Consider the following 14,220-nt stretch of genomic DNA (forward strand, 5'->3'; position numbering starts at 1 on the left):
TGAGGTTGGCAGGTCACGGAAGCCGGAGTCGAGTGCTTTTCTCCCGGAGCACCTCGTCACATACGGTCCGCAGCCGTAGTACCCCTTCCGCGATCTCCCCCGTCCCCGCCACCGCCGCGAAGCTCAACCGCAGGTGCCCCGCCGGGGGTTCCGCGCTGAAGTAGGGGCGGCCGGGGGTGATCGCGACGCCGGCGCGGAGGGCCACGGTGGTCAGGGCGGACTCGTCCGTACCGTCCGGGAGGCGGAGCCAGAGGTGGTAGCCGCCCGACGGGATGTGCGGGAGGGCGAGTTCGGGGAGGTGGCCGCGGAGGGCAGTGGTCATGGTGTCCCGGCGGGTCTTCAACTCCGTCGAGATCGTGCGCAGATGGCGGGGCCAGGCGGGCGAGCCGACGAGTTCCAGGGCCGCCTCCTGGAGCGGGCGGGGTACGAAGAAGGTGTCGACGATCTGGATCGCGCGCAGGCGCTCCAGCACCGGGCCGCGTGCGGCGAGCGCGCTCACCCTGAAGCTCGGCGAGGTCGCCTTGGTCAGCGAACTCACGTGCACGACGACTCCGTCGGGGTCGTCGGCTGCCAGCGGACGCGGCAACGGCCCGGCGTCCTCGTGCACCAGCCGCCGTACGAAGTCGTCCTCGACGAGGAACGCACCGGCCTCGCGGGCGATCCGCAGCACCTCGCCCCGGCGTTCGGGGGCCAGCACCGCGCCGGTCGGGTTCTGGAACAGCGGCTGGCAGACGAACACCCGGGCGCCGGTCGCCCGGAACGCGTCGGCGAGCAGGGCCGGCTTCACCCCGTCCGCATCCACCGGGACGGGGACGGGACGCAGGCCCGCGGACCGAGCGATCGCCAGCATGCCGGGATATGTGGGCGACTCGACGAGCACGGGAGCACCGGGCGGGGCGAGCGCGCGCAACGCGGTGGTGAGCGCCGACTGGCCGCCCGCGGTGATCAGTACCCCGGCGGCCGTGACCGCGCCGCCGATGTTCCGCGCGAACCACTCGCGCAGTTCCGGCAGCCCCTCCGTCGGCGGCCGCCCCCAGGCTCCGGGACGGCGGCCCGCCCGGGCCAGGGCCGCGGACATCGCGCGCTCCGGCTGGAGGGAGGGGTGCAGATAGCCGCCGTTGAACTCGACCACCCCGGGCGGCGGGGCCGCCAGCGAGACCAGGACGCCGGACGCGTCCACCGAGCGCGGTACGAGGTCGGCGGCGCCGTCCGCGCTCAGCGCGACCTCCTGCCAGGAGGTGTCCCCGGCCGCGGTGCCGGTGGCGCGCGGCTGTGCGCGGAAGGCACCGGCACCGGGGCGGGTGACCACCAGCCCCTCGGCCGCGAGCTGGGCCAGGGCTCGGGAGACGGTCACCGGGCTGACCCGGAACCGGTCGACGAGTGCCCTGCTCGACGGCAGCTTTCCACCAGGTGAGTAGCGGTCGAGCTCCCGTCGCAACTGTTCCGCCAGTTCGGTGACGCTGCTACGCTCTTGCATGAGAGTAAAGAGTAGCGCTATCGCCCCGACCGGGATAGCGGTTCCCGCCCCGACGAAGACGACCTTCGGCACCGTTCAGGCCGCCCTCGGGGTCGCCGCCTTCTCCCTCACCTTCCCGGCCACCGCGTGGGGTCTCGAGGGCTTCGGACCCTGGTCCCTCGTCGCCGTGCGCAGCGTCCTCGCGGCCCTCGTCGCGGGCGGGTGTCTGCTGGCGCTGCGCGTCCCGATGCCCGGCCGCCGCGACCGGCCGGGGCTCGCGGTCGTCGCCTGCGGGGTCGTGGTCGGCTTCCCGCTGCTGACCACACTCGCCCTGCGGACGTCGACCACCGCGCACGCCGCCGTCGTGGTGGGTCTGCTCCCCTTGACCACCGCGCTGCTCTCCGCCCTGCGCATGGGCACCCGCCCCTCGCGCACCTTCTGGACCGCGGCCCTCGCGGGCGCCGCCGCGGTGGTCGCCTTCACCGTGCAGCAGAGCGGCGGCGCCCTGACCACCGCCGACCTGTATCTGTTCGCCGCGCTGCTGGTGTGCGCGGCCGGTTACACCGAGGGCGGCCGGCTGGCCCGGGTCATGCCGGGCTGGCAGGTCATCGCGTGGGCGCTGGTGCTGTGCCTGCCGGTCGGCGTGCCCGCGGCCGCTCTCGCGCTGTCGTACGAACCCGTGCGCCTCACCGCGCACAGCGTCGCCGGGCTGCTGTGGGTGGCGGCCGGATCGCAGTTCCTCGGACTGGTCGTCTGGTACCGGGGGATGGCGGCGATCGGGATCCCCAAGGCCAGCCAGTTGCAGTTGGCCCAGCCCCTGCTCACACTGGTGTGGTCGGTGCTGCTGCTCGGCGAGCACCTGACGGTGGCCGCCCCGCTGACGGCCGCGGCGGTGCTCACGTGCATCGCGGTCACCCAGCGGGCGCGGGGCTGAGCGGCGCGTACGCGCCGGCTCCCAGTGGGCCCCCGCGCCGTAAAATCAGGCCACGGACCGCTCACTTGGTGAGGAGGCACCGCTGATGCGCGCAACCGTCGGCGACCAGCTTGTCCAGCACGGCAGGGTGGTCGGGCAGCAGGACAAGGTCGGTGAGATCGTCGAAGTGATGGGTCAGGCGGGCAACCCCCCGTACCGCGTCCGCTTCGAGGACGGGCACGAGGGCGTGTGCTCACCGGGCCCCGACACCGAGATCAGGCACCGGTTCCAGCAGACCGGCCGGTGAACCGGCGCGGGGGAGCCGCCGGCTTCTGGTAGTGGTCGGCGACCACCCGCGCCATCGCCCCGATCCGGTCGGAGGTGACCTCCCGCGCGGCGAAGAAGACGTGCCCGCGCACCTGTGCGTACTCGCGCGCGAGCGTGAGATGCCGGGACAGTTCGGCGGGGTCCTGCCAGGCCGCCGGCTGCGCGGGGTCGCCCGCCTTGTAGAGCGCCTCGCCGAGGTACAGCCTGGTCCTGCTCCCCTGTGCCTGCCTCGCCCACCAGGGCACGAGTTCGGCGTAGTCGGCCGCCGCGAAGCCGATGTTCCAGTAGAGCTGCGGCACGAGGTAGTCGATCCAGCCCTCACGCACCCACTTGCGGGTGTCCGCGAAGTTGTCGTCGTACGACTGCACACCCGCGCGCGTGTCCGAGCCGAGCGGGTCGGTGGCCGCGTTGCGCCACACCCCGAAGGGGCTGATGCCGAACTGTGCGGTGGGCCGGATCCGCTTGATGCGGGCCGCGGTCTCCAGGACCAGCTTGTCGATGTTGTCCCGCCGCCAGTCGGCCCGGTTCGAGAAGGCGCCGCCGTAGGCGTCGTAGGCCGCGTCGTCGTCGAAGGTCTGGCCGGCCACCGGGTACGGGTAGAAGTAGTCGTCGAAGTGGACCGCGTCCACCGGGTACCTGCGCACCGCGTCGAGGATCGCGTCCTGGACGAAGGCGCGGACCTCGGGCAGCCCGGGGTTGTAGTAGAGCTTCCCGCCGTACGGCACCACCCAGTCCGGGTGTTCGCGGGCGGGGTGGGAGGCGACCAGCTTCGTCGGGTCCGCGTGGTTGGCGATGCGGTACGGGTTGAACCAAGCGTGCAGTTGCAGGCCCCGCCGGTGCGCCTCGGTGACGGCGGTGCCGAGCGGGTCCCAGCCCGGGTCCTTGCCCTGGGTCCCGGTGAGGTACTGCGACCAGGGCTCGTAGGGCGAGGGCCACAGGGCGTCGGCGGTGGGCCGTACCTGGAACATCACCGCGTTCAGGCGGTCCGCCGCCGCCCGGTCGAGGTGGGCGATCAGCTCCGCGCGCTGCTGTGCGGCGGTCAGCCCCGGCTTCGACGGCCAGTCCCGGTTGGACACGGTGGCGAGCCACACGCCCCGCATCTCGGTCGCCGCCCGCTTCCTGTGGCCCGGCGCGGCGGCCGCTCCCGAGGCCGTCGTCAGGGTGGACAGCGCGGCCAGCGCGAAGGCCCGGCGCGACAGACGTCCCATATGCACACTCCCCCAACACCATGGATCCGTTCGGTCACGGATCGTCTTCGCGCCCCAGAATGCCCGAAGGATGCCGGACCCCGGCGATCGATCATCGATACTTGGGAGTAACGTGCTCGAACGGAGCAGGATCCGGCCACAGCCGACCTGCCACCAGGTGAAGACCAGCGAAAGGGACGAAGTGACGGACTTCCCGGCGGGAGACATCGCGCGCGTCGGAGTGGTGGGCTGCGGCCAGATGGGGGCGGGCATCGCCGAGGTGTGCGCCCGCGCCGGTCTGGACGTGAAGGTCGCCGAGACCACCGGCGAGGCCCTGGAGATCGGCCGCACCCGGCTGTTCAACTCCCTGACCAAGGCCGCCGAACGCGGCAAGATCTCGGCGGAGGAGCTGGCGGAGACGCAGGCCCGCCTGAGTTTCACCACCGATCTCGGCGAGTTCTCGGACCGCGATCTGGTCATCGAGGCCGTCGTGGAGAACGAGCAGGTGAAGACCGAGATCTTCCAGGTGCTGGACCAGGTGGTGACCCGCCCGGACGCGATCCTGGCCTCCAACACCTCCTCCATCCCGCTGGTGAAGCTCGCGGTCGCCACCTCGCGGCCCGACCAGGTCGTCGGCATCCACTTCTTCAACCCGGCCCCGGTGCAGAAGCTCGTCGAGCTGATCCCGGCGCTCACGACGTCCGAGGGCACCCTCGCCCGTGCCCAGCAGTTCGCCGAGAAGCTGCTCGGCAAGCACGCGATCCGCGCCCAGGACCGCTCCGGCTTCGTGGTCAACGCGCTGCTGATCCCGTATCTCCTGTCCGCGATCCGGATGTTCGAGTCGGGAATCGCCAGCCGCGAGGACATCGACAACGGCATGGAGCTCGGCTGCGCCCACCCGATGGGGCCGCTGAAGCTGTCCGACCTGATCGGCCTCGACACCGTCGCCTCGGTCGCCTTCTCGATGTACGAGGAGTACAAGGAGCCGCTGTACGCCGCTCCGCCGCTGCTCCAGCGCATGGTCGACGCGGGCCGGCTGGGCCGGAAGACCGGCTCGGGGTTCTACACCTACGGCTGACCCGCACCCTGTCAGTTCCAGGGTGCTGATGACACAGTGCGACGAACGCGGGCCCGGCACTCCTCGGAGCGCCGGGCCCGCGTCATTCACACACCGTGTGCGCACCGGGCCCGCATATGCCTGTCGCACACTCTCCCCACGCGCCCACCAGGCGAGTTGACTCTTCATGCGCATGCAAGGGATGTGACGACTACGGAAAGGAGCGGACCCGTGACCGCCGACCCGGAGCATCCCGTGGTCCATGGAGAACTCGCAGAGTTACGGCGCCGCCTCGATGTCGCGTACGCACGCGTCGAGGGCGGACTCGCTCTGCTCAGTCACCGCACGGAACAGACGGACAAGGAGATCGACGAGCTGAGCGCACGGATCATCGCCCTTGAGCACGCCCGCTGGCCGCTTCCCGCGGTCGCGGCGATCACCGCCGTGGGCGCGCTCGTCGTGGCGATCTGGCAGGCCTTCGGCCACTGAGGCTTCGGGGTACTCGGGTGGGGGGTCAGGGCAGGGCCCGTCCGGCCCTAGGCGTCCTGACCGAGCCTCAGATGGTGCAACAGCAGTAACGCGGCCGCCATGTTGGCGGCCGGGACCTCCCCACGGGTGACCATGTCGGGAACGAGTTTCAGGGGGACCCATTCCCGGCGGTCGGACTCGAAGTCGTCCACGGGGTGTCCGATGTACTCGCCCTCGTCGGTCCAGTAGATGTGGTGCTTGGCGTCGGTGAGCCCGTTGGAGGGCTCCACGCTCATGAGGTGCCGGAGCCGTCCCGGTCGCCAGCCGGTCTCTTCCTCCAGTTCCCTGGCGGCCGCGACGGCGATGTCCTCGCCGTCCTCGACCACACCGGCGGCGAGTTCCCACCCCCAGCTGTCGGTGATGAAGCGGTGGCGCCACAGCAGCAGGACCTCGTTGGCCTCGTTCACCACTGTGGCGACGGCGACGGGCCGCAGCCGTATCAGGAAGTGGTCGAGATGCCGCCCGTCCGGCAGTTCGACATCGGCGAGATTGACCTTGAACCAGCGGTTTTCATACACAGTTTGTTCGTTCTGTTTCGTCCACTGCACGGTTCTGCCACCTTCCGTCGAGTAAGTGGCAATATCGCAGCAGGGACTGTGGGGTGTCGGCTCCCGTGTGCCGACCTACAGGGGCACGCGCAGTGCGCCGTCGATCAGTTCGGCCGCCGCGGCGGTGCCCGAGCAGCCACTGCGGGCCAGGTGTTCGCGCACCGCTCTGAGTCTGTCGCGCAGGCGCTGGGACTCCATTCCCCGGGCCTGTTCCGCCATCTGCACGGCGGTGGCCACCGCCTTGTCCGCGTTGCCCTGGCGCAGCTCGATCGTGCTGAGCATGGCGAGCCGGTGCACCCGGCCCCGGTCGTGGGCCGGGTTGTCGACGGCGGCCGCCGCGTGTGCGGCCGCCGCCGCGAGCTCGCCGAGACTCAGAAGCGCCTCCGCCACCTGGACGTTGACGAGGCCCGGCTGGACATAGCCGGTCTCGTCGGGCTCGTACCCGCGCCGGATGCGTTCGGCGGCCTGCTCGGCCCGCCGGATGCAGGACAGGGCGGTCGTGCCGTCGCCGAGGTGGGCGTACGCCTTGGCCTGCATCGCGTAGAGGTCGCAGGCGAGCGCCGGGGTGATGTGCCTGCCCGCGGCCCGCAGCGCGGCCTCGGCGAAGGCGACGGCCTGGCGGTACTCCCGCATGAACAGGGACTGGTTGACCAGCAGGGCGATGACGTAGGCGCCGAGTCCGCGGTCGCCGCTGGCCTTGGCTAGCCGGAGAGCCTGGTGGAAGTAGCGCTGGGCGAGGCCGTGCGCGTCGGAGTCGTAGGCGCAGATGCCGGCGACGGCGACCAACCCGCCGGTGGCGCGGTGCAGTTGGCGGCCGGTCTCGTCGGTGTAGCTGCCCCGCAGCAGCGGGGCGGCCTCGGCGTTCAGGAAGCCGACGATCCGGCTGCGGGTCGCCACGCCGCCGGCCTTGCGGTACATCTGCTCGTAGTGGGTGCGGGCTGCGCGGAGCATCTCGATGTCGGCGGTGGTGACCCGGTGCCGGCCGCCACGGGAGACGTCGACATCCTCGGGCGGGTTCTCCCACTCCCACACGGGCATGACGGCGGGCGTGCCGGTGACCGCGGGGGCGCCCAGGATGTGCGGGCGCTGCTGTTCGTCCGAGCGCCACAGGGCGGTGGCCCGCTCGACGAATCCGGACAGGGAGGTGCCGTGCGGGACGGACGGTTCACCGGGGACGCCGAGGCCGATGTCGTCGAGGGTGACGGGGCGTTGGAGGCGGCCCGCGAGTACCTCGCAGATCAGGTCGGGCACCTGGCCGCGCGGCCGCTGGCCCTTCAACCACCGTGCCACGGCGGTGTGTTCGTACCTGAGTGCGAGGCCGCGTGCGCGCCCGGCCTGATTCACATGTGCGGCAAGCCCCGCGTGCGAGATCCCGGCTTCGTCGAGAATCGCGTCGAGCAGAGTGTTGGGCTGCATCTGTGCCCCCCGGGTGGCTCGGTGCCGACAGATTAGTGGGTCCGTCTTCACACGGGGTGTGAACGGAGTGTCCGAATCCGCAGGGTGTGCGCGCTGTCGCGGAGAGTTCTCACCCGGTTGACTGAACTGCCTCGCAAGAGGCCGGCCGGGCCGCCGGCTCCCCCTCGTACAGTGCGGTGGCCTGGCCGTGGGCTTGGACCAAGACCAAGGGGGCGCCACGGGAGGTGTGTTGCCGGTGCACATCATGCCGACGGCCCCTTTCCCAGGCCCCGCACACGCGATCGGACCGGCCTCGAAAGGCCGGTCCGATTCTGTCGAACGCAGGACCACACGGGCCGGATCACCGGGTGAACTCACCCATGTGGAGGCGCGGCCCGACGGCGGCTAGGCCCTCAGGACCGCACCTGTCCGCTCCCCCGCCAGGGCCACCGCCGCGTCCCGCGCCGCGGAAGCCTCGTCCACGGTCAGCGTCCGGTCACTCGCGCGGAAGCGCAACGCGTACGCCAGCGACTTCCGCCCGTCCCCCAGCTGCTCCTCGTTCTCGTACACGTCGAACAGCCGGATCGCCTCGAGGAGTTCGCCCGCGCCCTCACGCAGCGCGGCCTCGACCTCGGCGTGCGGCACGAACTTGTCGACGACCAGGGCGACATCCTGCGTGGCCACCGGGAAGGTGGAGATGGCCGGCGCCTGCGGGGTGTCGTCGCCGACCGCCTCCAGGACGTCCAGGTCCAGCTCCATCGCACAGGTGCGCGCGGGCAGCCCGAACGCCTTCACGACGCGCGGGTGCAGCTCACCGGCGTGCCCCACCACGGTGTCGCCGACGACGAACTCGGCACACCGGCCCGGGTGCCACGGCCCGTACTGCCCACGGCGGACCACCAGTTCGGCCCCGGCCTCGCGCGCGACCAGGCGACCGGCCTCGACCGCGTCGGCCCAGTCGGCCGGACGGCCCTTGCCCCACCAGCCGGCCTGTTCCCGGGCACCGGCCAGCACCACGGCCACGTGCCGCGGCTGCTCCGGCAGCGCGGCGTCCAGCTCGGCGAACTCCTCGTCCGTGGGACGCCGGTCGACCGGCAGCACCGCGGCCACCCGCTGCTCCGAGCGCGGCAGGAAGACCAGCCCGGTCTCGAACAGCGCCAGATCGTGCGAACCCCGCCCGTCGTTGCGCCGCAGCGCACCGAGCAGACCCGGCAGCAGCGAGGTCCGCAGCGCGGGCTCCTCGTCGTTGAGCGGGTTCGTCAGCTTGACGACCCGGCGGGCCGGGTCGTCGGCCTCCAGGCCGAGCTGGTCGAAGACCTGCTCGCTCACGAAGGGGTAGTTCGGCGCCTCGACGTACCCGGCACCGGCCAGCACCCGGCCCGCCCGGCGGTGCAGCCGCTGGCGGTGGGTCAGGCCACGGCCGGCCGGCGGCCTGGGCAGCGTGGAGGGCAGGTTCTCGTAGCCCTCCAGCCGGATGACCTCTTCGGCCAGGTCGTTGATCTCCTGGAGGTCGGGACGCCAGGACGGCACGGTGACGATGAGCTCGTCCTGCCCGTACACGTCGCAACCGACCTCCTGGAGACGCCGTACGACGGTCTCGCGGCCGTAGGAGACACCCGCGACCTTGTCCGGGTGGTCCGCCGGGACGCTGATCGTGTGCGGGGCCGACGGGGCGACGACCTCGGTGACCCCGGCCTCGGCGGTGCCGCCCGCGAGCAGCACAAGGAGGTCGACCGTGCGCTGCGCGGCAGCGGCGGCGGCCTGCGGGTCGACACCGCGCTCGAAGCGCCGGGACGCCTCGGAGGACAGCTTGTGGCGACGGGCCGTACGCGCGATGGCGACCGCGTCGAAGTGCGCGGCCTCGATGACGACGTCGGTCGTGCCTTCACCCTCGGCGTGGTCGGCGATCTCGGTGTTGGCGCCGCCCATGACACCCGCGAGGCCGATCGGCCCGCGCTCGTCCGTGATGACCAGGTCCTCGGCGTGCAGCTTCCGCTCGACGCCGTCGAGGGTCTTGATCTGCTCGCCCTCCGCGGCCCGGCGGACACCGATGGTGCCCTGGATCAGGGAGCGGTCGTAGGCGTGCAGCGGCTGGCCGAGCTCCATCATCACGTAGTTGGTGACGTCGACGGCGAGCGAGATCGGGCGCATGCCGACCTTCTGGATCCGGCGCTGGAGCCAGAGCGGGGAGCGGGCCTCGGGGCTCAGACCGGTGACGGTGCGCGCGGTGAAGCGGTCGCAGCCGAACGGGTCGGAGACCTGGACCGGGTAGCCGAAGGCGTTCGGGCCCGGGACGTCGAGCAGGGCCGGGTCGCGCAGCGGCAGGCCGTAGGCGATCGCGGCCTCGCGGGCCACGCCCCGGATGGACAGGCAGTCGCCGCGGTTGGCGGTGACGGCGATGTCCAGGACCTCGTCGACCAGCTCCAGGAGCTCGATGGCGTCCTTGCCGACCTCGGTCTCCGGGGGCAGCACGATGATGCCGTGGCTGCCGTCGTCGCCCATGCCCAGCTCGTCGCCCGAGCAGATCATGCCGTGGGAGGTCCTGCCGTACGTCTTGCGGGCGGAGATGGAGAAACCGCCGGGCAGCGTGGCCCCCGGGAGCACCACGACGACCTTGTCGCCGACGGCGAAGTTCCGGGCGCCGCAGACGATCTCCTGCGGCTCGCCGGTGCCGTTGGCCTGGCCGACGTCGACCGTGCAGAAGCGGATCGGCTTCTTGAAGCCCTCCAGCTCCTCGATGGTCAGCACCTGGCCGACGACCAGGGGGCCCTTGAGGTCGGCGCCGAGGTGCTCGACGGTCTCGACCTCGAGGCCCGCGGAAACGAGCTTGGCCTGGACGTCACGGCCGGTTTCGGTCGCCGGCAGGTCGACGTACTCCCGCAGCCAAGAAAGCGGGACCCGCATCAGATCTCCATCCCGAACGGCCGGGTGAACCGGACGTCACCCTCGACCATGTCTCGCATGTCCTCGACGTTGTGGCGGAACATCAGCATCCGCTCGATGCCGAACCCGAAGGCGAAGCCGCTGTACTTCTGCGGGTCCACGCCACAGGCGGTCAGCACCTTGGGGTTGACCATCCCGCAGCCGCCCAGCTCGATCCAGCCCTCGGAGGAGCAGGTACGGCAGGGGCGGTCGGGGTTGCCGACGGACTCGCCGCGGCACACGTAACAGACCATGTCCATCTCGGCGGACGGCTCGGTGAAGGGGAAGAAGTTCGGGCGCAGCCGGGTCTTCATGCCCTCGCCGAACAGGGCCTGGACCATGTGGTCCATGGTGCCCTTGAGGTCGGCCATGGTCAGGCCCTCGTCGACGGCCAGCAGTTCGACCTGGCGGAAGACCGGGGTGTGCGTGGCGTCCAGCTCGTCGGTGCGGTAGACGACACCGGGGCAGATCACGTACACCGGCAGGTCCCGCGAGAGCAGCGAGCGGATCTGCACGGGCGAGGTGTGGGTGCGCAGCACGACACCGGACTCGGTACCGCCCTGCGGGCCCTCGACGAAGAAGGTGTCCTGCTCGCCGCGGGCCGGGTGGTCCGGGCCGATGTTGAGCGCGTCGAAGTTGAACCACTCGGCCTCGACCTGCGGGCCCTCGGCGACCTCGTAGCCCATGGCCACGAAGACGTCCTCGATGCGCTCGGAGAGCGTGGTCAGCGGGTGGCGGGCGCCGGCCGGTACGCGGTCGTACGGCAGTGTGACGTCCACCGCCTCCTCGACCAGGACCCGCTGGTCGCGCTCGGCCTCCAGTTCGGCCTGGCGTCCGGCGAGGGCCTTGTTCACCGCGCCCCGGGCCTGGCCGACGAGCTTGCCGGCGGCTGCCTTGGCGTGCGGGGGCAGGGCGCCGATCTCGCGGTTGGCGAGGGCCAGCGGGGAGGTGCCCCCGGTGTGAGCGACCTTGGCCTCCTGGAGCGCTTCGAGGGAGTCCGCGGCGGCGAAGGCGGCGAGCGCCTCTTCCCGCATGCGCTCGATCTCTTCCGGTTTCAGGGCCTCGACCTCTACAGGGTCGTACGACTTGTTCGGTGCCGACATCTCTTCCCGTGCTTCCGATTGGCTGGCTGAAGGTCCCCGTCACCGACTCACTCAGAGGTCAGAGGGCCGTCCATGGGACACATGGGTGCCAAAGGCCGAGTCTAACGGGGTGGGGATGTACGGATGCGCCCGCGGGCACTCAGCTCAGATAGGCCGGAGCGCTCACGGGCAACGTAAATCGGAACTCGGCGCCGCCCTGGGGGCCGCGGCCGACCGTGATGGTGCCGCCGTGGGCTTCGACGATGCCCTTGACGATGTAGAGCCCGAGGCCGGTGCCACCGCGCTTGCTGCCCCGCCAGAAGCGGGTGAAGACGCGGTTCATGGACTCCTCCGGGATGCCGGGACCCTCGTCGCTCACCGTGACCGACGTGCCGGTGTCCTCCCCTTCGCGGGGGGACGCCGTGGGCGTGATGTCAATCGTGACGGTTCCCTCGCCGTGCCGCACCGCATTTTCGAGCAGGTTGCTGAGCACCTGGTCGATCTTGTCGGGGTCGGCCCACAGCATGGGCAGCGGCTGTTCGAGGCGGAGCAGGAACCGGTCGGCGGCGAGGCCGGCGGCGACGTAGGCCTGGATATGGCGCCCGACGGCGGCGCCGATGTCGACGGGCTGGCGCCTGACCTCCAGGCGCCCGGAGTCGATCCTCGAAATGTCGAGCAGCTCGGCGATGAGCCGGGTGACCCGGTCGGCGTCCGCGTCGACGGTCTCCAGCATCAGCCGCTTCTGGTCGTCGGTGAACCTCTCCCACTTGGCGAGGAGGGTCGCGGTGAAGCCCTTGACGGAGGTGAGCGGGGACCTGAGCTCGTGGGCCACGGTGGCGATCAGCTCGGCGTGGCTGCGCTCGGTGCGGCGGCGGGCCTCGGTGTCGCGCAGGCTGACGACGACCCGGTGGACGGGTCCGGTGGGCTCGGTGCGCACGTACTGGGCGGAGACGAGGACCTCACGGCCGCCCGGCAGCAGCAGGTTCCGCTCGGGCTGCCGCCTGCGGATCGCGAGGCCGCCGTAGGGATCGGTCAGCTGCCACCAGCGCCGCCCCTCCAGATCCTCTAACGGAAGGGCCTTCTCCAGCCGCCTGCCGATGGTGTCCTCGGCGGACAGGGCGGTGATGCGGGCCGCGGCGGCGTTGAAGCAGATCACGCGGCCCTGCTCGTCCGCGACGACGAGACCGTCGGGCAGCTGGTCGGGATCGATGCCGAGCTCGGCGGGACCACCGGCACAGGCCTCGGACACGCCTTGCGTGCTCCTCGTGCCGACACTCATCCCCGTACCCCACCTCTCAGGCGTCTGAGGGGCCCCCGAGCTGGTCACCCTACTGGTTCTCGGTGACGGAGCGGCACCCTCCGGAGGCGCGCTGTGCACGGGCTGACGCATAGAGACATACGGCGGCGGCGGTGGCGAGGTTCAGGCTCTCGGCCTTTCCGTGGATCGGTACGCGCACCACGGCGTCAGCGAGCGCGCGGGTCTCCTCCGGGAGCCCCCAGGCCTCGTTGCCGAAGATCCAGGCGGTGGGCCCGCCCATGGTGCCCTGGTCGAGCTCGGCGTCGAGGTCGTCGGTGCCGGCCCCGTCGGCGGCGAGGATCCGCACCCCGGCCCGCCTGAGGCCCTCGACGGCCTCCTCCACGGGCACGCCCACGGCGACCGGCAGATGGAACAGGGAGCCCACGGAGGCCCGTACCGCCTTGGGGTTGTAGACATCGACGGACGCGTCGGTCAGTACGACGGCCTCGGCACCGGCGGCGTCGGCGCACCGCAGGACGGTCCCGGCGTTCCCGGGATCCCGCACGTTCGCGAGCACCGCGACGAGCTTGGGGCGGCCGGCGAGGATCTCCTCGAAGGGGGTGTCGAGGAACCGGCAGATCCCGACGAGCCCCTGCGGGGTGACGGTGGTGGAGATGTCGGCGATGACGTCCTCGGAGGCGAGGTGCACACGGGCGTCGACGGCCCGGGCCTCCCCGACGATGTCGGCGTACCGCTCCGCGGCCTCGACGGTGGCGAACATCTCCACCAGCCCGTGCCCGGCGGCCTCCCGCACGGCCTGCGGTCCCTCGGCCAGGAACAGCCGCTCCTTCCCCCGGAAGTTCCGCCGGGCGAGCCGCCGGGCGGCGGAGACTCGGGGGGAACGGGGGGAGATCAGCTCGGGGGCAACCGGGGGCATCGCGCTCACTTTCATCCAACTTTCCGCCGCAACGGCGATCAACCACGACGGCGGAAGTCGGCGGTGCCGCGCCCACCCCGCCACTCAACGCAACGGACCCGCAGGCAGAAGCCCACGGGTCCATCAAGTCACGTCGGCCTAGAGCCGGCGAGGCGTCACGCAGCCTTGGGGGCGTTGACGTCCGACGGCAGAGCCTTCTGCGCCACCTCGACCAGCGCGGCGAACGCGGTCGCGTCGTTGACGGCCAGCTCGGCCAGGATCTTGCGGTCGACCTCGATGTTCGCCGCGTTCAGACCCTGGATGAAGCGGTTGTACGTGATGCCGTTGGCGCGGGCAGCGGCGTTGATGCGCTGGATCCACAGCCGACGGAAGTCACCCTTGCGCTTCTTGCGGTCGTTGTAGTTGTAGACCAGCGAGTGGGTGACCTGCTCCTTGGCCTTGCGGTACAGGCGCGAACGCTGACCGCGGTAGCCGGAGGCCGCCTCGAGGATCGCCCGGCGCTTCTTGTGGGCGTTGACTGCCCGCTTGACGCGTGCCACTTGTTAACTCCTTGTAGCGGGGCCGTGGTTGGACTCACACGGCCCGGTATCGATTGGGTCCCGGTCTAGAGGTGCTTCAGGCGCTGGGCGCC

General features: G+C 71.4%; 13 protein-coding genes. 4 read left to right on the top strand and 9 right to left on the bottom strand.

What is annotated here, in order from left to right; translation table 11 throughout:
- Nucleotides 1-13 precede the first annotated feature (13 nt).
- On the bottom strand, nt 14-1,477 hold the full coding sequence (locus ABZT93_RS06685) for a PLP-dependent aminotransferase family protein (protein ID WP_356099959.1): 1,464 nt from the start codon (nt 1,475-1,477) through the stop codon (nt 14-16).
- On the opposite strand from ABZT93_RS06685, the gene ABZT93_RS06690 reads away from it, so the two are divergent.
- Nucleotides 1,476-2,390 (top strand): DMT family transporter, encoded by a 915-nt coding sequence (locus tag ABZT93_RS06690; protein WP_356099962.1) that lies wholly within the window; start codon nt 1,476-1,478, stop codon nt 2,388-2,390. The genes ABZT93_RS06685 and ABZT93_RS06690 overlap by 2 nt on opposite strands.
- Nucleotides 2,391-2,475: 85 nt before the next feature.
- Nucleotides 2,476-2,676 (top strand): DUF1918 domain-containing protein, encoded by a 201-nt coding sequence (locus tag ABZT93_RS06695; RefSeq protein ID WP_356099965.1) that lies wholly within the window; start codon nt 2,476-2,478, stop codon nt 2,674-2,676.
- Here ABZT93_RS06695 and ABZT93_RS06700 read toward each other — a convergent pair.
- Nucleotides 2,645-3,904 (bottom strand): family 10 glycosylhydrolase, encoded by a 1,260-nt coding sequence (locus tag ABZT93_RS06700; protein ID WP_356099967.1) that lies wholly within the window; start codon nt 3,902-3,904, stop codon nt 2,645-2,647. The genes ABZT93_RS06695 and ABZT93_RS06700 overlap by 32 nt on opposite strands.
- A 181-nt stretch (nt 3,905-4,085) precedes the next feature.
- On the opposite strand from ABZT93_RS06700, the gene ABZT93_RS06705 reads away from it, so the two are divergent.
- On the top strand, nt 4,086-4,961 hold the full coding sequence (locus ABZT93_RS06705) for a 3-hydroxybutyryl-CoA dehydrogenase (protein ID WP_356100690.1): 876 nt from the start codon (nt 4,086-4,088) through the stop codon (nt 4,959-4,961).
- A gap of 210 nt (nt 4,962-5,171) precedes the next feature.
- The gene (locus ABZT93_RS06710) at nt 5,172-5,429 is read left to right on the top strand and encodes a hypothetical protein (protein WP_356099970.1); all 258 of its coding nucleotides are present in this window, start codon (nt 5,172-5,174) and stop codon (nt 5,427-5,429) included.
- Between the two features lie 47 nt (nt 5,430-5,476).
- Here ABZT93_RS06710 and ABZT93_RS06715 read toward each other — a convergent pair whose 3' ends face one another.
- The 7 genes from ABZT93_RS06715 to rplT all read right to left on the bottom strand — a co-directional run bounded on the left by ABZT93_RS06715 (nt 5,477) and on the right by rplT (nt 14,128).
- Nucleotides 5,477-6,016 (bottom strand): NUDIX hydrolase, encoded by a 540-nt coding sequence (locus tag ABZT93_RS06715; protein WP_356099973.1) that lies wholly within the window; start codon nt 6,014-6,016, stop codon nt 5,477-5,479.
- A gap of 75 nt (nt 6,017-6,091) precedes the next feature.
- The gene (locus ABZT93_RS06720) at nt 6,092-7,432 is read right to left on the bottom strand and encodes a transcriptional regulator (RefSeq protein WP_356099976.1); all 1,341 of its coding nucleotides are present in this window, start codon (nt 7,430-7,432) and stop codon (nt 6,092-6,094) included.
- Nucleotides 7,433-7,816: 384 nt separating this feature from the next.
- Entirely contained in the window at nt 7,817-10,315 is a 2,499-nt protein-coding gene (gene pheT / locus ABZT93_RS06725) for a phenylalanine--tRNA ligase subunit beta (protein ID WP_356099979.1), read from the bottom strand.
- The gene (gene pheS, locus ABZT93_RS06730; RefSeq protein WP_125191436.1) at nt 10,315-11,436 is read right to left on the bottom strand and encodes a phenylalanine--tRNA ligase subunit alpha; all 1,122 of its coding nucleotides are present in this window, start codon (nt 11,434-11,436) and stop codon (nt 10,315-10,317) included. Before pheS ends, pheT begins: the two co-directional genes overlap by 1 nt.
- Before the next feature lie 139 nt (nt 11,437-11,575).
- On the bottom strand, nt 11,576-12,694 hold the full coding sequence (locus tag ABZT93_RS06735) for an ATP-binding protein (protein ID WP_356099983.1): 1,119 nt from the start codon (nt 12,692-12,694) through the stop codon (nt 11,576-11,578).
- 49 nt (nt 12,695-12,743) lie between these two features.
- Nucleotides 12,744-13,589 carry an RNA methyltransferase gene (locus ABZT93_RS06740; protein WP_356099986.1) on the bottom strand — a complete coding sequence of 282 codons (846 nt, stop codon included), beginning with the start codon at nt 13,587-13,589 and terminating at the stop codon, nt 12,744-12,746.
- A 155-nt stretch (nt 13,590-13,744) separates the two neighbouring features.
- Nucleotides 13,745-14,128, bottom strand: a complete 384-nt coding sequence (rplT, locus tag ABZT93_RS06745; protein ID WP_356099989.1) for a 50S ribosomal protein L20 — start codon at nt 14,126-14,128, stop codon at nt 13,745-13,747.
- Nucleotides 14,129-14,220: the final 92 nt, after the last annotated feature.

This window comes from Streptomyces sp. NPDC005303 (genome assembly GCF_040607335.1).
Lineage (GTDB): Bacteria > Actinomycetota > Actinomycetes > Streptomycetales > Streptomycetaceae > Streptomyces.